The organism is Massilia sp. PAMC28688 (genome assembly GCF_019443445.1).
Lineage (GTDB): Bacteria > Pseudomonadota > Gammaproteobacteria > Burkholderiales > Burkholderiaceae_D > Telluria_A.
Genome location: NZ_CP080378.1, coordinates 3,136,681 through 3,154,585 on the forward strand (window position 1 = coordinate 3,136,681; position 17,905 = coordinate 3,154,585).

A 17,905-nucleotide genomic window follows, 5' to 3' on the forward strand; every position below is an offset into this window, starting at 1 on the left:
CGCGCGCGGGCGCTGTAAAAAGCGGGGAACGGAGCACACCGCAGGGCCCCTGGGAGGATTACAATGAGCATCCATTGCCCATTGACTTTCAAGGACCCATGAAGACGTTCCTCGTTCCCTTGCTCCTCCTTCTCGGCTGCGGCAGCGTGGCCGCCGCCACGCCCACCGCAGCAGCGCTGAGCGGTCCGCGCGTGGCCACCGCTTCCGAACTGGCAGCCATGGCGCAGCGCTACGCGCCGGTGTCGCTGACGGCCGACGTGTCGCACCTGTCGGCCGGTGACCGGGCCGCGATTACAAAGCTGATTGAAGCGGCCAGGATCATCGATGTGCTGCAGCTGCGCCAGCGCTGGGCCGGCAACGAGACACTGTGGAATGTGCTCAAGAAGGACAAGTCGGCACTGGGCAAGGCGCGCCTTGACTACTTCTGGCTCAACAAGGGGCCGTGGTCCATCCTCGATGGCCACCACTCCTTCATGCCGATCGATTTCAAGGGCATCAAGATCCCGGCCAAGAAGCCCGAGGGTGCCAATTTTTATCCTGCCGGCGCGACCAAGCCGGCGCTCGAACGCTGGATGAATGCTCTGCCGCCCAAGGACAAGCAGGACGCGCAGTGGTACTTCACCACCATCCGCAGCGGAAAAGATGGCAAGTTCAAGACCGTCAAGTACTCGGACGAGTACAGGCCGGAACTGGAAAAACTGGCCAGGCTGCTGCGCGAGGCGGCCGCCGCCACCGACAACGCGTCGCTGAAAAAATTCCTGACGCTGCGTGCCGATGCCTTCCTGTCCAATGACTACCTGGCGTCCGACTTTGCATGGATGGATCTCGATTCGCCGGTGGACGTCACCATCGGCCCGTACGAGACCTACAACGACGAGCTGTTTGGCTATAAGGCCGCGTTCGAGGCGTACGTCAGCATCCGCGACCAGAAGGAAACGCAAAAGCTCGAATTTTTCAGCAAGCATATGCAGGAACTGGAAGACAATCTGCCGCTGGAGCGCAAGTACCGCAACCCCAAGGTGGGTGCGCTGGCACCCATGGTGGTGGTGAACCAGGTGTATGGCGCCGGCGACGGCAACATGGGGGTGCAGACCGCCGCCTACAACCTGCCCAACGACGAGCGCATCATCAGCCAGCGCGGCTCCAAGCGGGTCATGCTCAAGAATGTGCAGGAAGCGAAGTTCAAGTCCACCCTCACGCCCATCGCCAGACTGGTGCTGCGGCCCGAGGCGCAGGCCGACCTGGATTTCGATTCCTTCTTCACCCACATCCTGGCGCACGAAATCACCCATGGACTCGGTCCCCACATCACGAACAACAATGGCAAGGAGTCGACACCGCGCCAGGACCTGAAGGACACCTATTCCACGATCGAGGAAGCCAAGGCCGACATGGCTGGGCTGTGGGCGCTGGCGTACATGATGGACAAGGGCCAGCTCAAGGATACGCTGGGGCAGGGGCCGGTGGCCGAGCGCAAGCTGTACAACACTTTCCTGGCGTCGGCCTTTCGCACGCTGCACTTTGGCCTGACCGATTCGCACGCACGCGGCATGGCCATCCAGCTCAACTACCTGCTCGACAAGGGCGCCTTCGTGTCCCACGGCGACGGCACCTTTTCCACCGACTTCAAGAAGATCAAGCAGGGTGTCATTGACCTTAACCGCGAGTTTCTCACCATTGAAGCGACCGGCGACTACGCCCGTGCCAAGGACATGATGAGCAGGTACGTGGTCATCCGTCCCGATGTGCAAAAAGCCCTGGACAAGATGAAAGCGGTACCCAACGATATCCGCCCCACCTTCACCACGGCAGCCACCCTGACGGCCAAGTAGGGCGGCCGGCTTGGCAAAAAGCCAAGGCCTGGCCCCGCAAGCAGTACCAAAAAACCACGGTTCACCGTGGTTTTTTTATTCTTCGACATCATCTGCCTAAAACGTTCAGCCTCAAATAGTTGATGCACGGCAAATCTCGCCAAAGCTGTGCTAAAGTTTCCGTTCGGAACTTAAAACTACTTCAAGGCATGCATGAACACTTCGGGCTTTACCATTGGCAAACGCCTGGCGCTGGGCTTTGGCGCCGTTTTTGCGCTCGTGATCGTGCTCTCGTCCATGGCCGTGTCGCGCGTCAATGACGTTGACACAGCCCTGCACCAGATTAATCAGGTCAACAATGTCAAGCAGCGTTACGCCATCAATTTCCGCGGCAGTGTGCATGACCGCGCCATTGCCCTGCGCGACGTGGTGCTGGCGACCGACGCCGCTGCCGCCGGGACCCACCTGGCATTGATCAAGCAGCTGGAAGAGAACTACACCCGCTCGGCCGGTCCCCTGGACGAGCTGTTCGCCAAGCGCGCCGACATCAGCGCCGAGGAAAAGGCGGCCCTGGCAGGCATCAAGGAGAGCGAGCGCAAGACGCTGCCCCTGATTGCGAAAGTGGTCGAACTGCGCCTGGCCGACAGCACGCCGGAGGCAAGCGCGCTGCTGGCGGCACAGGCGGCGCCGGCCTTTGTCGAGTGGCTGGCCAGCATCAACAAGCTGATTGACCTGGAAGAAAAAATGAACGCCGGCGAAGCGGCCAAGGCTTCCTCGCTCACCAGCAGCTTCCTGGCCTGGATGGCAGTGCTGTGCGCCATTGCCATTGCGGTCGGATCGCTGGCAGCGTGGTACATCAGCCGCGGCCTGCTGCGCCAGCTGGGCGGCCAGCCGGAATACGCCGCCGCCATTGTGCGCAGCATTGCCGACGGCAACCTGGCAGTGCAGATCGACACGGCCGCCAGGGACGACGCCAGCCTGCTGTTTGCCATGAAAGGCATGCGCGACAGCCTGACGGCGATCGTCGCCCAGGTGCGCACTGGAACCGTCACCATCGGCAATGCTTCCAGCGAAATTGCTGCCGGCAATATGGACCTGTCGGCGCGCACAGAAGCCCAGACCGGCACGCTCGAAGAAACGGCGTCGTCGATGGAGGAGCTGACGTCCACGGTGCGCCAGAATGCCGACAACGCGCGCCAGGCCAACCTGCTGGCAGTGTCGGCGTCGGAAGTGGCTGTCAAGGGAGGGGCGGTGGTGGCCCAGGTGGTCGACACCATGGCGGCCATCAATGATTCATCGAGGAAGATCGTCGACATCATCGGCGTGATCGACAGCATCGCCTTCCAGACCAATATCCTCGCGCTCAACGCTGCGGTGGAAGCGGCGCGCGCGGGCGAACAGGGCCGCGGCTTTGCCGTGGTGGCCGCCGAAGTGCGCAACCTGGCCCAGCGCTCGGCGGCGGCGGCGCATGAAATCAAGACCCTGATCGGCAATTCGGTGGAGCGGGTCGATGCCGGCGCCAGGCTGGTCAACGAGGCCGGCAGCACCATGGACGACATCGTCTCCAGTGTCAAGCGGGTGACCGACATCATGGCCGAGATCAGCCTGGCCAGCCAGGAGCAGACCGCCGGCATCGAGCAAGTCAACGTGGCGATCGGGCAAATGGATGCCGTGACCCAGCAAAACGCCGCCCTGGTCGAACAGGCTACTGCCGCTTCCGCCGCACTCAGTGAAGAAGCCGTGGCCCTGGCGCGGGTGGTGAGCGTGTTTACCCTTGGCGCGCCGGCGGCTGCCAGCGTCACGCCACTGCCGCGTCGCCGTGCCGCGCCAGGTCCGCAGCCAGGTCCGGCCCGCACGCCGGCACCGGCCCGCAAGCTGGCCAACGGCGCCGGTCCGGATCAATGGGAAAGCTTTTGAATCGTTGCGCTAGCGCAGCACGGCGGCGCGGCCTGCCTGTTAGATTTTCCGCATAGAAATATATTTTGTAAATAGGGTGAAGAGGTCTCAAGGATTGCCGATAGGCATTTATGGACCTTTGGAGGGATCGCCATGCTGAACAAATATGCCACTGCCGTCATCACGATGGCCCTGTCCCTGGCGCCTGGCCTGGCTTCGGCCAACGCCGCGCTGACGGAAATGGAGATCCGCTGGCTGAAAGCGGCCGGCCCGGTACTGGCCTATGCCAAGAACCTGGGGCTGCCGATTGACATCATTGTTCAGCCCGTGACCCGCAGCAACGACGTGCCGCTGGCCATGGGATTCATGGAGGGTCGCTGCAAGCTGGTACTGTCGATGCGCGGCAATCCCGATGCGGAAAAAGTGCTCGACAAGGTGCCGTCCGCACAGCATGCGGTGCTGATGGAAGCGATGGCAGCACATGAAGTGGGGCATTGCTGGCGCTACGCGCAGGGAGTCTGGCACCAGCTGCCAAGCGGCTTTGTGGAAAGCGGCGACGAGCATGCCCACGACCCGTCGCTGCTGGCGGCGGCGCGCACCATGCGCGAAAACCGGCGCGAGGAAGGGTATGCCGACATGGTCGCGCTGGCCTGGACCAAGCGTCATCATCCCGGCAGTTACGCCCAGGTGTACCACTGGTTGCACGGCCTGCGCGAGGAGGTGGCCGTGCCCGGCAGCGGCCACGACACGCGCGCCTGGGTGCGCCTGGCCAGCAATCCTGAGGTGTTTCCCGTCACCGCCACCCCGTTCCAGGATGCCAGCGAGCCCTGGAGCCAGGGATTGTTGCGCGGGCACTAACCACCCTGCCTGCCTGTTTCCTAGCAAGATTTACTGGGAACAATGGCGTGCGGAATTGTTTCGCGCCTGGGGCCGGCCGATTGTCGCGATAGCCCCCGCAATTCGGTCAATATGTACGGTGTCGCACAGAATGGGACCGGGTTCGGTTGTTAAATGTTATACCAACAACCATACTCAAAGGGACCACACCATGAAACCATTTACCGCTACCCTTCTCGCTACTGCGCTGGCTGCTGCATTCTCGACCGGCGCCATGGCGCAGAACAACGACGGCAAGCCTGATACCGCTACCTACAACACCATGACCCAGAAGGCTGCTGCCGACTACAAAGTCGCCGCCGCCAAGTGCACGGGCATGACTGGCAATGAGCGCGTGCTGTGCGTGGAAGAAGCGAAAGTGGCCCGCGCACGTGGCGATCTCGATGCCGTTGGCCAGTACAACAACACGGCCAAGGCGCGCCTGGCAGCGCGCACCGCGCTGGCCAAGGCTGAGAACGCCCTGGCGCGCGCCAAGTGCACGATGATGACCGGCACCGAAAAAGACAGCTGCATGGCCAGTGCCAAGAGCGCCCACACTGCCGCCCTGGCTGACGTCAAGGCCGACCGCGACATTCGCGTTGCCGGCGTCGCTGGCGTCGACAGCACCGGCCTGATTGCCAACACGGCCACGACCGACCCCAAGAAGGCGCGCGCGGTCGACCGCTGCGCCACCATCGGCGGTTCGCCCGATACTGGCTGCCTGATCAGCAGCAAGGACCGCAAGGAAGTCATGCAGGATACGCGCCAGGCTGGCGCCGTGGTGGCCAACAAGACGGAAAACCTGGCCGAACGTGCCGTGCGCAACACCAAGGAAGCTGCCGCCACCATCGCCAACAAGACCGAGAACGCCGTCGAGCGAATTGCCGAGCGTACTGACCGCGCCACCGACCGCGTTGCCGAGCGTACCGATAACGCTGCCGAGCGCGCCGACCGTGCCACCGACCGCATTGCCGAGCGTACCGAACGCGCTGTCGATCCGATCAACAGCAAGGCTGAGCTGGCCGCCGAGCGGGCCGAGAACCGGGCCGAGCGTGCCAGCGAGCGTGCCGAAAACCGCACCGACGTCACCGATCGCATCGGCAACAAGACCGAAGCTGTCGCCAACCGCGCCGGCAAGGCCATCTCCGATGCCGTGATCACCACCAAGATCAAGGCCGACCTGTTCAAGGAGCCGGAACTGTCGGCCATGGCCATCGACGTGGACACCGACAAGGGCGTCGTCATGCTCAGTGGTTTCGTTGCCAGCAAGGCTGACGCCGACAAGGCTGTCCGCCTGGCCAAGAGCGTGGAAGGCGTGACCCAGGTCAAGAGCAACATCAAGGTCAAGTAAGCCCCTGCCGGCTGACGGACCTGCGGCCCCGCAAGCGTGACTGCCATGCCCACTGTGGCACGGCGGTCACGCGGGCGGGGCCGCTTTTATTTTTTCTTGCCGCTCCCCCGTTCAACGGTATAATTTTCTGGTGAACAGACTAGAAGCCTTCGGATATATTGCCGCCCAAGCCGCGCGCGGGGAAATCAGCCTCCCGACCAGCGTCAACGCCGCCTTGCGCCTGCAACTGGCCCTTGACAACCCCGATTGTCACATTGAAGACGCCATCAAACTGGTGTTGGGCGAACCCCAGCTGGCCGCGCGCACGGTGGCGCTGGCCAATTCTGCCGCGTTCAACCGCAATGGCGATTCCACCATTACCAATGTGCGCGCAGCCGTCATGCGCGTCGGCTACCGCAGCCTGCAGACGCTGGTGGCCAGCCTGGTGGTGCGCCAGTTCGGCGCCCGCATTGTCGATCCCGCGCTGCGCGCCAAGGCCGGACAATTGTGGGAGCACACGGCGCACGTGGCGGCGCTGGCACAGGTCATTGCGCGCCGGGTCACCTTCATCAATCCCGACACCGCCATGTTTGCCGCCATCGTGCATGAGGTGGGCGGCTTTTACCTGCTCTCGCGCGCCGATGAATTCCCCGGCCTGCTCGATGACGATCCTGAAAAATGGGCCGAGCTGTGCGAAGAAGTGGTCAGCCGCGAAGTGCTCAAGAAGCTGGCCGTGCCCGAACTGGTGGCCAATTCCATCCTGGCGCTGCGCGACGGCTGGCTGACCATGCCGCCCAGTACCCTGCTCGACACGCTGCTGCTGGCCAACCAGTTCGCCCCGGTGGCGTCGCCGCTCGGCACGCCCGCCACCATGCCCGACCATGCCGACTCGGTACTGGACTTCGTGATCGACGACGCCACGCTCAAGAGCGTGCTGGCCGAATCGGAAGCGGAAGTGCGGTCAATGAGCGCAGCGCTGCTGGTCTGAACCACGCCGCTTAACTACGCGGCGCGCAGCCGGTACCACGCCAGCCCCACCCATTCGTGGGTGGCATAGAACGAGCGGTACAACGCACTGGCACTGGGCACCAGCATCATGGGCGAGAACGGACCGCGCGAATAAAACGCGGTCGGCGCCTCCACCACTTCCATTCCTTCCCTGGCAAAGGCGGCGCGCGAGCGCGGCATGTGCATGGCGTGCGTCACCAGCAGCACGCGGCGCACGCCTGCTGCCTTGAGCATGCGCGCGCTGAAAGCGGCGTTTTGCGCCGTGTCGCGCGAACGCCCTTCGATCCATGTCACCGGCGTGCGGAAGTCCTCACGCAGCACGCGCGCCATCGTCACGCCCACCGGCACCGCGCCCGGGGCCGACGATTGCAGGCCGCCGCTCACCAGCAGGGGCAGGCCGGTGGCATGCTGCAGCCGGGCGCCGTATTGCAGGCGCACCAGGGCGACCGGATCAGGCACGTCGGCGCCGTCGTATTCGGGCGCCCGCTCCACGCTTGCCGCCCCCAACACCACGATGGCCTGGGCGCCGGCCGCGCGCGGATCGTACAGCGGCGTGGTCATGTTTTCCAGCGGCCGCGCCAGCAGGCGGGCGCCGGCCCCGGTCGAGAGCACCAGCAGCGTGAGCGCGCCCGCGGCGATGGTGCTGCGCCCCGTGCGCGGCCAGCGCCGGCGCAGCAGGTAACCGGCCAGCATGAGCAGCAGCAGGCTGGTGGGAGGCATGAGCACGATGTTGGCGGCAAGGCTGGGCAGGCGGCTGAAATCCATGGTGGCAAGTAAGGAAATGGTGCGCAATTATCGCAGAGTCGGGTCCGCCTTACGGGCGCCCCGCTTTTTCCGTTCAGCGTACGATGTTTGCAAGTTGATAAAATTTGCAGGAGAGCACAATGAAATGGGAAGGCAATCGCGAGAGCGACAATGTGGTGGACCACCGCGGCAGTGGCGGGCGCCGGGGCGGCTTTGGGATCGGGGGCAAGTCGATCGGTATCGGCACCATTGTGCTGGCGCTGATCGGCTCGGCCGTGTTTGGCGTCAATCCCATGGAAATCCTCGATGCCATGGGCGGCGGCGGGGCAGGCGGCGGCGCGCCGGGTCAGCAGCTGCCGGCCCAGTCGGCGCCGGGTACCGACCGCCAGACCCGCTTCGTCAAGACGGTGCTGGCCGATACCGAAGACGTATGGGGCAAGCTGTTCGCGCAAAAAGGGGCGGTCTATCAAAAGCCGCAGCTGCATGTCTACACGGGCGCGGTCAGCACTGCCTGCGGCACCGGGCAAAGTGCCGCCGGGCCGTTTTACTGTCCGGCCGATTCGGACGTGTACATTGACCTCAGTTTCTACCAGCTCATGCAGCAGAAATTCGGCGTTACCGGCGAATTCGCCCAGGCTTATGTAATTGCCCACGAAATCGGTCACCACGTGCAGAACCAGCTTGGCATTTCGGGCCAGGTGCAGGCTGCGCGAGGGCGCACCTCCGAGCGCGAGGCCAATGAGATGTCAGTGCGCCTGGAACTGCAGGCCGACTGCTTCGCCGGCGTGTGGGCATTCCACGGCAACCAGGCCCGCGGCATCCTGGAACAGGGGGACGTGGAATCGGCCCTCAAGGCAGCGGCGGCGATCGGCGACGACGCGCTGCAGCAGCAGTCGCGCGGCCGCGTGATTCCTGACTCGTTTACCCACGGCACTTCGGCCCAGCGCTCGCGCTGGTTCAGCAAGGGCTTGCAAACGGGCGATGTGGAGCAGTGCAACACCTTCGACACGCGCCAGCTGTAACCGAGGGGTTTCTTGCGTGCAAAATGCTTGTGCCTTGGACGCGCTTGCGTAATACTCCGCGACAGTGTTCATTCAAGGGAGTCCAGCATGAAATCAGCGATCGCCAGCATTGTTGTGGTACTTGCAGCAGCCCAGTCCCTCGGGGCCAGCGCGGCCCCGGGCCAGGCCAGCGTGGCGGCCGGCCCGGCCAAACTGACCGAGCTCGTCAAGCTTGACCGCAGCAAAGGCAGCGGCCGGCTCGCAGTCACCGGCGATACCGTCACCATTCACTACAGTGGCTGGCTGTATGCGCCAAAGGCAAAAGACCAGCGCGGCCCGCAGCTCGACACCTCGCGCCAGGGCGAACCGCATACCTTCAAGCTCGGCGCCGGCGCCGTCATCAAGGGCTGGGACGAGGGCGTGCGCGGGATGCGGGTAGGCGGCAAGCGCACCTTGCTGGTGCCGGCAAGTATGGGTTTCGGCCAGGCTGGCCTGGGTCCCGTGCCGGGCGGGGCCAACCTGGTATTCGATATCGAATTGCTGTCCGTGAAGTGATGTCGGGATTTCTTACACTGTCATTTTGCTAGCACTGCAGTATTGACGGTTGCTTGATCGGCCGCATACCGACTAAGAGTTGCCGTCGGAAACTTTGCCCAATTGCTGCTCAAAATCAATTTTCACCTCTTAATTACCGGCAATTCTCACAAAATCTCTCCGGTGCCGTGGCGCGCAGGACGCAAGCGTCCTGTAGCAAAATTGCGTTGTGGAAAACATAATTTGTACCCTGAATGTTTTTGAGGCCTCGATCTGTCGGGAAAGCTGACACCTCCCTGACAATTCGCTGACGAATTTCTCTAAGTAACTGATCTTCAAAGAATTTTCCTCCTGGCACATTTCCTGCTCATCCATTGGCATGCACTTGGAGGTGCTGTAATTTTGGATGACTCACAATAATTAAGGGAATGACATGTTAGAGCGGAAATTTTCAGTAAAAAAACTGGTAGGCGGCACCGTTGCTGCTGTGGCACTGATGAGCACCTTTGCCTCGGCCCAGGCCGGCATCCTGACCGACCAGGTCATGACGCCAATGGTGGTCTCCGGCGCCCCACCTGATTCGCCGGGCGCGCGTGTCGATCCTAACACTGCCGATTCCAAGTTCTCGGGCGTGGTCAGCATCCAGATCCTCTCCGGCGGCTCGGGCTACATCTGCTCGGGCGCCCTGGTTGGCGCCCGTTCCGTCATTTCGGCCGGCCACTGCGTCGATATCGAAGGCAACGGCGTCAAGCTTGACCTCAATGCCCCAGGCAACGCCGTTAACGTGGTATTTAACGCCAGCACCGTGGTTGGCGATCCAGGCCGCGCCGTGATTGCTGCCAGCGCCGTATCGATCCACCAGGACTACCAGGGTTTCGGCAACTGCCCAACCGGCGTGTCGGGTTTCTGCGTCAACGATGACGTGGCCGTGATCACCCTGTCGAAGGATGCACCGGCCGCTGCCAAGATCTACAAGGTTTCGACCGCACCCGTCACCCCAGGCACGCGCATCATGATCGCCGGCTATGGCACCTCGGGCAATGGCCACGATGGCCACAATGTGAGCCCTTCCTACCGCATCAAGCGTACTGGCCAGAACTACATGGACACCTACGCTGGTGACGATGAAAACGGCTGGGGCGGCAAGCCAGAGATTTACTACGCCGACTTTGACGGTGTTGACGCCAACGGCGTTCTGCGCGACACCTTCTGCGAATGGGAAATCCTGTGCTCGCCAATTCTGCCTAACCACATCGAAGCGAACATTGGCGGCGGCGATTCGGGCGGCCCATCGTTCATCGAAATGTACGGCGAGATGGTCCTGGTTGCCAACAATACCTTCGGCAACCGCGCCGGCTACACCTCCGGCGCCTTCGGCAGCTACTTCGGCGGCATGATCCTCGGTTCGTACGCTGATTACCTGGTCCAGGCGACCAACGGCCGCATCGCCCTGGTTCCTGAGCCAACCGGCATCGCCCTGTTCGGCCTGGGCGCACTGGCCCTGTTCGGCGCCCGTCGCCGTTCGATCAAGAAGTAATATCGGCTGTCGGCCGCTTGGCGGCCGCCGCCATGACCCCCACGAGCTGGCGACAGCTTTTGGGGGTTTTTTCATGGTCCGACCGGCTTTGCGCCGCCAGGCGAGGGTGAAACCGCCGGGCCAGCCAAAAAAAAAAGTATTTCCCGGAACGATCACATAGAATGCCAACTCGCCCGCGCAGGCGTACAGGCACGGCCACGGCGGCGCCCATCGGCGTACCGGTTCCAGATCAATGCTCCCACCAGGGTGAAGACCCTGCATCTAGCGAAGAGGTTTTACATGGAAAGTTTCATCAGCAGTCTTAACGGCATCATCTGGAGCCAGGGCTTGATTTACCTGTGCCTCGGTGCCGGCTTGTTTTATTCGATCCAGACACGATTCGTCCAGGTCAGGCTGTTCAAGGAAATGCTGCGCCTGCTGTTCAAGCGCAAGGAGTCGACGGCCGGCATCTCCTCCTTCCAGGCGCTGGCGGTCTCCCTCTCCGGCCGTGTGGGGGTGGGTAATATTGCCGGCGTGGCGGCAGCGATCGGCTTTGGCGGTCCGGGCGCAGTGTTCTGGATGTGGGTCGTGGCCTTCCTCGGCGCCAGCACCGCGTATGCAGAATCCACGCTGGGCCAGCTGTACAAAGTGGAAGAGAATGGCCAGTACCGCGGTGGATCAGCCTATTTCTTCGAGCGCTGCCTCGGCTGGCAATGGCTGGGGATTGTGTTTGCCATTGCAGCGGTGATTGCCTGCGGCATCTTCCTGCCCGGCGTACAAGCCAACGCGGTCGGCAATGCAGTGACCCAGGTCTTTGGCGACGGCGTCATGGTCGACACTTTCCTGGGCCCTGCCGGTACCTACAAGCTGATCGGCCTGGGCGCCATTCTCACACTACTGGCGATCATCATTTTTGGCGGCATCAAGCGCATCGCCCAGTTTGCCGAATTCGTCGTTCCCTTCATGGCACTTGGCTACATCATATTGGCGCTGATCGTCATCGGCATGAATGTCGACAGGCTGCCTGCCGTGTTTGGCCTGATATTTTCGGACGCCTTCACCGCGCAGGCCGGCTTCGGCGCGGCCATCGGCTGGGGCGTCAAGCGCGGCGTGTATTCCAATGAGGCAGGGCAGGGCACCGGCACCCATGCCGCCGCCGCTGCGGAAACCGAGCACCCATCGCAGCAGGGATTGGTCCAGGCGTTTTCCATCTACGTCGACACGCTGCTGGTGTGCACCGCAACCGCGCTGATGATCCTCATCACCAACCAATACAATGTGCAGGGAACGCTGCCTGCAGGTCAATTCATTGTCCAGAACCTGCCTGCCGCCACGGAAATCGGTTCGGCTGCCTTTACCCAGATGGCGCTGCAGACCACGTTTGGCGGCTTCGGTCCCGTCTTTGTCGGCCTGGCCCTGTTCTTCTTTGCCTTTACCACCATCCTCGCCTATTACTACATTGCCGAAACCAACATCGCCTACCTGAACCGGTTCTTCAAGCGCGGCGTGCCGCTGGTGCTGGTCAAACTGGTGATCATGGCCATGGTTGCTTACGGTACCATCAACAGTGCCGGCTATATCTGGAACCTGGGCGATATCGGTGTTGGCCTCATGGCGTGGATCAATATCATCGGCATCCTGTTGATCTTTTTCGTTGCCAAGCCCACCATGCTGTGCCTGCGCGACTACGAGGCGCAGCTCAAGGCAGGCGGGCCGATCACGTTCGATCCCATCAAGCTCGGCATCAAGAATGCCAGCTTCTGGGAGCGCCGCGCGGCCGCGCGCAAGCAGTAAGCAATCATTGTGATGACAGATGCGCCAGCTGAGGGGCGCATCGCCTTCGCCTAATCTAGTCAGTCGGGAGCGTGCATGCTGGTCGATATCACCCTGGTCGTCGTTGGTCTTGTGGTGCTTGTGATCGGTGCCGAGGCACTGGTGCGGGGCGCCGCCTCGCTGGCGGCGCGGCTGAACATTCCGCCGCTCGTCATCGGCCTGACTGTTGTCTCGTTCGGCACCTCCGCGCCGGAACTGACCGTCAACCTGATTGCGGCATTCAACGGTTCACCCGACCTTGCGGTGGGCAACGTCGTTGGCAGCAATATCGGCAACATCCTGCTCATTCTCGGCGTGTGCGCCATGATTGTGCCGCTGGAAGTCAAGTCCTCGACGGTGTGGAAGGAAATCCCGTTTGCCCTCCTGGCCGTGGTGCTCGTGCTCATCATGGGCAATGACGCGTTCTTCGACGGTTTCGGCTACAACGCGCTGACACGGACCGATGGCATTGCGCTGCTCTCCCTCATGGGTATTTTCATGTACTACGTGTACGGCCTTGCCATGAGCGAACGCGGCACCGCGCAGGAAATCAGCGACGTGGGCGAAGAGATCAAGACTTTTTCGGTGCCGGTATCGGCCGGCCTGACCCTTGCCGGCCTTGGCGGCCTGGTCTTGGGCGGGCATCTGCTCGTCACCGGCGCCGTCAACATAGCCAAGGCCGCTGGCCTGTCTGAAGCCTTGATCGGGCTGACCATCGTTGCCATTGGCACATCGCTTCCGGAGCTGGCGACCTCGGTCGTGGCAGCATTGAAAAAGCAGGCGGACATCGCCATCGGCAATATCGTCGGCTCCAATATTTTCAATGTATTTTTTGTGCTTGGCGCCACCAGCACCATCACCGCCTTGCCCATTAACGCTACCCTGACAATCGATATCCTGGTGTCGGTGGGCGCTACCGCCTTGCTGCTGCTGTTCATGTTCACCGGCGGTCGCCATCGGCTGGTGCGCTGGGAGGGGGCGCTGTTTCTGGCGCTGTACGCCGGCTACCTCGGCTACCTGATCAATCGCGGCTGACCCTGGCCGCCGCCGCGCGAGGTGCCAACATATGCTTAGCGCAAGCCGCTGGCCAGGCGCGGCGAGGACAGCAGCTGCTTGAATGCGGCCCAGCGCTGCGCGCGTGCTGTTTCCGGGTCCTTTGACGTGCTGTGGCGCTCGATATACGCCTTTACCAGATCGGCACCCAGGTTGTAGTTAATGACATAGCTGCGGTTGGCATCGTAAAACGAGACCCGCTGCGCCGCTTTCTCGGGCGGGTACAGCTGCACATTCACCAGCCACTCGATGGTTTGCTCCTTGTTCCACTTGCCTTCGAGGTAATGCATGGCGGCGTCATTGTCGGCATAACTGAGTTTGGCCGTCAGTTTGCGCAGCTGGGCGTATTGATCGGCCAGCGCAGGGTCAATGCCGGCCATCGGGAACAGCACTGTTTTTTCAAAAGCCAGGCGTTCTGCATCGGTGAAGGCCATGTCGATACCGTAGTTGGCGCTGCCTTCGGCAATCAGGGACATCGGCGAATACAGCGGATAGACGCGGAACTCGGTCCACTTCCTGTCATTGACCAGCGTTTTTTCCAGCAGCGCGTTGTAGGCATGGTGGCCGGGGTAGCCTTCGTGGCAGCCCAGGTCGACGGCGCGGTCGACGTAAATGGGGAACTCGGTGTTTATCTGAATCAGGCTCTGGGAATTGCCCTTGTACCAGTTGTAGCCGCTCCATGGTTTGTTGGTGACAAATTCAAGCGCAAAGTTTTCATTGGCCGGCAGCGTGATGTACCTGGCCGTGCGTTCGCGGCACGCCTTGATGGCCGCATCGAACACGGGCTTGAGCTTATCCTTTGGAATGACGAACTTGCTGCGGTACGCCGCCAGCCGCTCGCTGACCGTGCCACTGCCGGGCAGCATCTGGTCGATCTGCCTGACGATACGCTGATAGTAGGCGCGTTCGTGGTGCGGCGACACCGCGTCATACAGCTGCCTGCTTTCTTCGTCAAACTTGAACTTTTTGCCGCTCAACATGTCGATGCGGGTGAGCATGGACTGCAACTGCTTTGTCAAAAAAGCGATGCGCAGGGCCTCGTCGGCATTGGCCGGGCGCTGTGGCGCCAGTTCCTTCAGGGCCAGTGCGATCTGCGCGCGAATTGCCGGCAAACCCTGGCGCTCCTTCGTTACTTGCTCCTGTAATTGCGGCGGGCCGTAATACGCGTCCACGTAGGCCGGATCATGCACGCCGATGGCGAGAACCAGCTTGGTGTAGCGCTCAGCAATATCCTGAACAGTTGCGGCAAAAGCGCTGCCGGCAAATGCCATGGCGACGACGGCAAACAAGGATTTTTTCATGGACAAATCTCGAGTGGAGGTTGCGCCATTATGCATGAGGTTTTGGCAGGCGCTCTCGAAACTCGGGCGATGGCAGTCTTGGAACATGGCCGCCAGAGAGCGGGCAGAATGCAAAAAGCCCACGAACCGAAATTCGTGGGCTTCTTGTGTATTCGTGGTAGGCCGTGCGGGATTCGAACCTGCGACCAACGGATTAAAAGTCCGCTGCTCTACCAGCTGAGCTAACGACCCGAAGAGGCAGCATTATAGCCGACGTTTTCGATTTCCGCTAGGCAGTTTTTTTGCGCGTGCTGGGGCGCTCCCGCTCTGCCACTTAATTGGTCAGCTTGGCCGTGACCTTCAAGACTTCTTCGGCCGTGGTCACCCCTTCCATGATCTTGTAGGCACCGGCAATGCGCAGCGGCTTCATGCCGTCTTCCACGGCGCGGGCCCGCAGCGCGTTCAGGTCGGTCTGCGCGCCGATCATGCTGGTAAAGCCTTCCGAGACGGTCAGCAGCTCGTACAAGCCGGTACGCCCGCGGTAACCCGTCTGGCGGCATTCGGGGCAGCCGATTGGCCGGTACACTTTCTCCGGCTTGGGCAGCTTCCAGGCGCCGCCAATGCTGTCCCACACATCGTCCTTGACCTCGCCGTCATCCTTCTTGCAATGCGGGCACAGGGTGCGTACCAGGCGCTGCGCCATGATGCCGATCAGCGTCGCTTCCAGCAGGTAGTGCGGCACACCCAGTTCAAGCAGGCGCATCACGGCCGCCGGCGCATCATTGGTGTGCAGGGTGGACAGCACCAGGTGGCCGGTCAGCGCGGCCTGGATTGCCATCTCGGCCGTCGCCAGGTCGCGGATCTCGCCCACCATGATGATGTCCGGATCTTGCCGCATGAGCGCCTTGACGCCATCGGCAAACGAGAGGTCAATGCCCGGCTGCACCTGCATCTGGTTAAAGCTCGGCTCCACCATCTCGATCGGGTCTTCCACCGTGCACACGTTCACCTCCGACGTGGCCAGGGCCTTGAGCGTGGTGTACAGGGTGGTGGTCTTGCCCGAACCGGTAGGGCCGGTGACCAGGATGATGCCGTGCGGGCGCACCGTCAGGCTGTCCCAGCGCATCGCATCGTCTGTTGGAAAGCCCAGTTCCGGCAAGGTCTTGACCACGACTTCCGGGTCAAAAATACGCATTACCAGCTTTTCGCCAAAGGCGGTCGGCATGGTGGCCAGGCGCAGTTCCACTTCCTGCCCGCCCAGCGTGCGCGTCTTGATGCGGCCATCCTGGGGGCGCCGCTTTTCAATCACGTCCATGCGCCCCAGCAGCTTGATGCGGGCCGTCATGGCAATCATGACCACGGCCGGCACCTGGTAGACCTGGTGCAGCACGCCGTCGATGCGAAAGCGGATCGAGGCAATCTCGCGCTTCGGCTCCAGGTGAATGTCGGAAGCGCGCTGCTCGAAGGCATACTGCCAGAGCCAGTCAACAATGTTGACGATGTGCTGGTCGTTGGCGTCGAGCTTGTTCGACTTGCCCAATTCCACCAGCTGCTCGAAGTTGTTGCGCAGCGCCAGGTCCTGGCCCTTGGACTTGTTGGCGTCGCGGATCGACTTGGCCAGGCTGAAAAACTGGGAAATATACTGCGAAATGTCGAGCGGGTTGGCAATGACCAGTTCCACATCGCGCCGCGCGACCTTGGCAATCTCGCGTTCCCATTCGATGGCGAAGGGGTCGGCCGTGGCGACCACCAGCTTGGTCGGCGTCATTTCCACCGGCAAGATGTTAAAGCGCGCCGCGTAACTGGCTGACATCACGTCGGCCACCTTGGTGAAGTCGATCTTGAGCGGGTCGATCCGGATAAAGGTCAGCTTGACCTTGCCGGCAAACCATTCGGTGAGCACGTCCAGCGTCATCAAGCGGCCCGGCTCGCGTTCCGATACCAGCTTGCAGTGCGCCACGGCCGCCAGCGGGTGCATATTGCCCACCGCTGTCTTGAGGATGCCCTGGGCATGGGTGTAATGGGCCTTGACGGTGGACTTCTGGACGATGCCGTCTTCCAGCAGCCAGGTGAAGATGGTGTGCAGGTCGGTGGCCTTCGGGCGCGCCGGCCGCGCTTGCGGGGCAGCGCCAGGTGCAGCGGCGTGTGTGTCGACAGTCAAGCCAGTTCCTCCGGTTGTCACTGCATGGCGTCAAGCGCCGCCTTGATGCCCTTGACCCAGGTTTTCGCGGGCAATTTGGTGGCTGCGTGAATCTGCGCCGCGCGCGCGGCCAGGGCGTCCAGGTCCAGCACGGGACGCGACTGGAAGCAGATGGCCACTACATTACCATCATGCACCTCGGGCAGGCACAGCACATAGTCAAACGCGAATTTCATGGCCTTGATGTTGCGTGCAAAGCTGGGATGGTCGCCAAACAGGTTGACCGTCATGATCCCGCCCGGTGCCAGGCAGGCATGGCAGGCGCTGTAGAACTCGGGCGTGTCGAGCACCGGCCCGCGCGCGGTGGCGTCGTACAGGTCGCACTGCAGCACGTCAAAGGCGGCAAGGTTGGCCGGATCGCTGACAAAGTCAAGCGCATCCATTTCCAGCACATGTAGCCGCTCGTCGTTGGGCGGCAGCTTGAACATGGAGGCGCAGATGGCCAGCACGGACGGGTTCAGTTCCACAGCGCTCACGCGCGCTTGCGGAAACTGGCGGTAGCAGAATTTGGTGAGGGCGGCGGTGCCCAGGCCCAGCTGGGCGATGGCGCGCGGCTGCGCGATGAACAGCATCCACGCCATCATTTGCTGGGCATATTCCAGCTCGGGCCAGTCCGGTTTGCGGATGCGCATGGCGCCTTGCACCCATTCGGTGCCGAAGTGCAGGTAGCGCACGCCATCCTGTTCCGACAGGGTGACCGGGGCAAACTTGGGCTTGCGCGCCGGGCGGCGCGAGGATTCGACTTGTTCGATGGATTTACGTTTGATGAGCATAGAGTGACCTGGTTCGATCATCTATTATCCGGTGGGGGTTGCGTGCGTGCAAGCGAAAGCGCACGGCGCCT

14 protein-coding genes and 1 tRNA gene are annotated in these 17,905 nt (G+C 62.1%); 10 read left to right on the forward strand and 5 right to left on the reverse strand.

Features of this window, described 5'->3' with window-relative positions; all coding sequences use genetic code 11:
• Positions 1-98: 98 nt before the first annotated feature.
• From KY495_RS13985 to KY495_RS14005, 5 genes are all read left to right on the forward strand, one after another.
• Positions 99-1,832, forward strand: coding sequence for a hypothetical protein (locus KY495_RS13985; protein ID WP_219880021.1), 1,734 nt, complete (start codon positions 99-101; stop codon positions 1,830-1,832).
• 192 nt (positions 1,833-2,024) lie between these two features.
• Positions 2,025-3,728: a methyl-accepting chemotaxis protein gene (locus KY495_RS13990; RefSeq protein ID WP_219880022.1), complete on the forward strand. Its 1,704-nt coding sequence runs from the start codon at positions 2,025-2,027 to the stop codon at positions 3,726-3,728.
• A gap of 132 nt (positions 3,729-3,860) precedes the next feature.
• Positions 3,861-4,565 carry a hypothetical protein gene (locus KY495_RS13995; protein ID WP_229518299.1) on the forward strand — a complete coding sequence of 235 codons (705 nt, stop codon included), beginning with the start codon at positions 3,861-3,863 and terminating at the stop codon, positions 4,563-4,565.
• 190 nt (positions 4,566-4,755) lie between these two features.
• Positions 4,756-5,934: a BON domain-containing protein gene (locus KY495_RS14000; protein ID WP_219880023.1), complete on the forward strand. Its 1,179-nt coding sequence runs from the start codon at positions 4,756-4,758 to the stop codon at positions 5,932-5,934.
• A gap of 130 nt (positions 5,935-6,064) precedes the next feature.
• Positions 6,065-6,901, forward strand: a complete 837-nt coding sequence (locus tag KY495_RS14005; RefSeq protein WP_219880024.1) for an HDOD domain-containing protein — start codon at positions 6,065-6,067, stop codon at positions 6,899-6,901.
• A gap of 14 nt (positions 6,902-6,915) precedes the next feature.
• Here the strand turns inward: KY495_RS14005 and KY495_RS14010 are convergent, their stop codons facing one another.
• The gene (locus KY495_RS14010) at positions 6,916-7,713 is read right to left on the reverse strand and encodes a YdcF family protein (protein WP_229518300.1); all 798 of its coding nucleotides are present in this window, start codon (positions 7,711-7,713) and stop codon (positions 6,916-6,918) included.
• Positions 7,714-7,805: 92 nt separating this feature from the next.
• Between KY495_RS14010 and KY495_RS14015 the strand changes: the two genes are divergently transcribed.
• The 5 genes from KY495_RS14015 to KY495_RS14035 all read left to right on the forward strand — a co-directional run bounded on the left by KY495_RS14015 (position 7,806) and on the right by KY495_RS14035 (position 13,563).
• Positions 7,806-8,687, forward strand: a complete 882-nt coding sequence (locus KY495_RS14015; RefSeq protein WP_219880025.1) for a neutral zinc metallopeptidase — start codon at positions 7,806-7,808, stop codon at positions 8,685-8,687.
• Positions 8,688-8,774: 87 nt separating this feature from the next.
• Positions 8,775-9,221: an FKBP-type peptidyl-prolyl cis-trans isomerase gene (locus tag KY495_RS14020; protein ID WP_219880026.1), complete on the forward strand. Its 447-nt coding sequence runs from the start codon at positions 8,775-8,777 to the stop codon at positions 9,219-9,221.
• A 412-nt stretch (positions 9,222-9,633) separates the two neighbouring features.
• The gene (locus KY495_RS14025) at positions 9,634-10,737 is read left to right on the forward strand and encodes a trypsin-like serine protease (RefSeq protein ID WP_219884248.1); all 1,104 of its coding nucleotides are present in this window, start codon (positions 9,634-9,636) and stop codon (positions 10,735-10,737) included.
• Between the two features lie 279 nt (positions 10,738-11,016).
• Entirely contained in the window at positions 11,017-12,510 is a 1,494-nt protein-coding gene (locus KY495_RS14030; protein WP_219880027.1) for a sodium:alanine symporter family protein, read from the forward strand.
• Between the two features lie 75 nt (positions 12,511-12,585).
• Positions 12,586-13,563 (forward strand): calcium/sodium antiporter, encoded by a 978-nt coding sequence (locus KY495_RS14035; RefSeq protein ID WP_219880028.1) that lies wholly within the window; start codon positions 12,586-12,588, stop codon positions 13,561-13,563.
• A gap of 35 nt (positions 13,564-13,598) precedes the next feature.
• On the opposite strand, the gene KY495_RS14040 is transcribed toward KY495_RS14035, so the two are convergent.
• From KY495_RS14040 to KY495_RS14055, 4 genes are all read right to left on the reverse strand, one after another.
• Complete coding sequence (locus tag KY495_RS14040) at positions 13,599-14,882, reverse strand: hypothetical protein (RefSeq protein ID WP_219880029.1); 1,284 nt, start codon at positions 14,880-14,882, stop codon at positions 13,599-13,601.
• Positions 14,883-15,037: 155 nt separating this feature from the next.
• Positions 15,038-15,113 (reverse strand) — tRNA-Lys (locus KY495_RS14045).
• Between the two features lie 82 nt (positions 15,114-15,195).
• Entirely contained in the window at positions 15,196-17,022 is a 1,827-nt protein-coding gene (locus KY495_RS14050; RefSeq protein ID WP_219880030.1) for a GspE/PulE family protein, read from the reverse strand.
• A gap of 17 nt (positions 17,023-17,039) precedes the next feature.
• On the reverse strand, positions 17,040-17,834 hold the full coding sequence (locus tag KY495_RS14055; RefSeq protein WP_219880031.1) for a spermidine synthase: 795 nt from the start codon (positions 17,832-17,834) through the stop codon (positions 17,040-17,042).
• Positions 17,835-17,905 lie beyond the last annotated feature (71 nt).

Coding starts and splice junctions, on each gene's coding strand:
- KY495_RS14040 (WP_219880029.1), bottom strand. CDS start 14,882: ATGAAAAAATCCTTGTTTGCCGTCGTCGCCATGGCATTTGCCGGCAGC.
- KY495_RS14025 (WP_219884248.1), top strand. CDS start 9,634: ATGTTAGAGCGGAAATTTTCAGTAAAAAAACTGGTAGGCGGCACCGTT.
- KY495_RS13990 (WP_219880022.1), top strand. CDS start 2,025: ATGAACACTTCGGGCTTTACCATTGGCAAACGCCTGGCGCTGGGCTTT.
- KY495_RS13995 (WP_229518299.1), top strand. CDS start 3,861: ATGCTGAACAAATATGCCACTGCCGTCATCACGATGGCCCTGTCCCTG.
- KY495_RS14015 (WP_219880025.1), top strand. CDS start 7,806: ATGAAATGGGAAGGCAATCGCGAGAGCGACAATGTGGTGGACCACCGC.
- KY495_RS14055 (WP_219880031.1), bottom strand. CDS start 17,834: ATGCTCATCAAACGTAAATCCATCGAACAAGTCGAATCCTCGCGCCGC.
- KY495_RS14030 (WP_219880027.1), top strand. CDS start 11,017: ATGGAAAGTTTCATCAGCAGTCTTAACGGCATCATCTGGAGCCAGGGC.
- KY495_RS13985 (WP_219880021.1), top strand. CDS start 99: ATGAAGACGTTCCTCGTTCCCTTGCTCCTCCTTCTCGGCTGCGGCAGC.
- KY495_RS14000 (WP_219880023.1), top strand. CDS start 4,756: ATGAAACCATTTACCGCTACCCTTCTCGCTACTGCGCTGGCTGCTGCA.
- KY495_RS14020 (WP_219880026.1), top strand. CDS start 8,775: ATGAAATCAGCGATCGCCAGCATTGTTGTGGTACTTGCAGCAGCCCAG.
- KY495_RS14035 (WP_219880028.1), top strand. CDS start 12,586: ATGCTGGTCGATATCACCCTGGTCGTCGTTGGTCTTGTGGTGCTTGTG.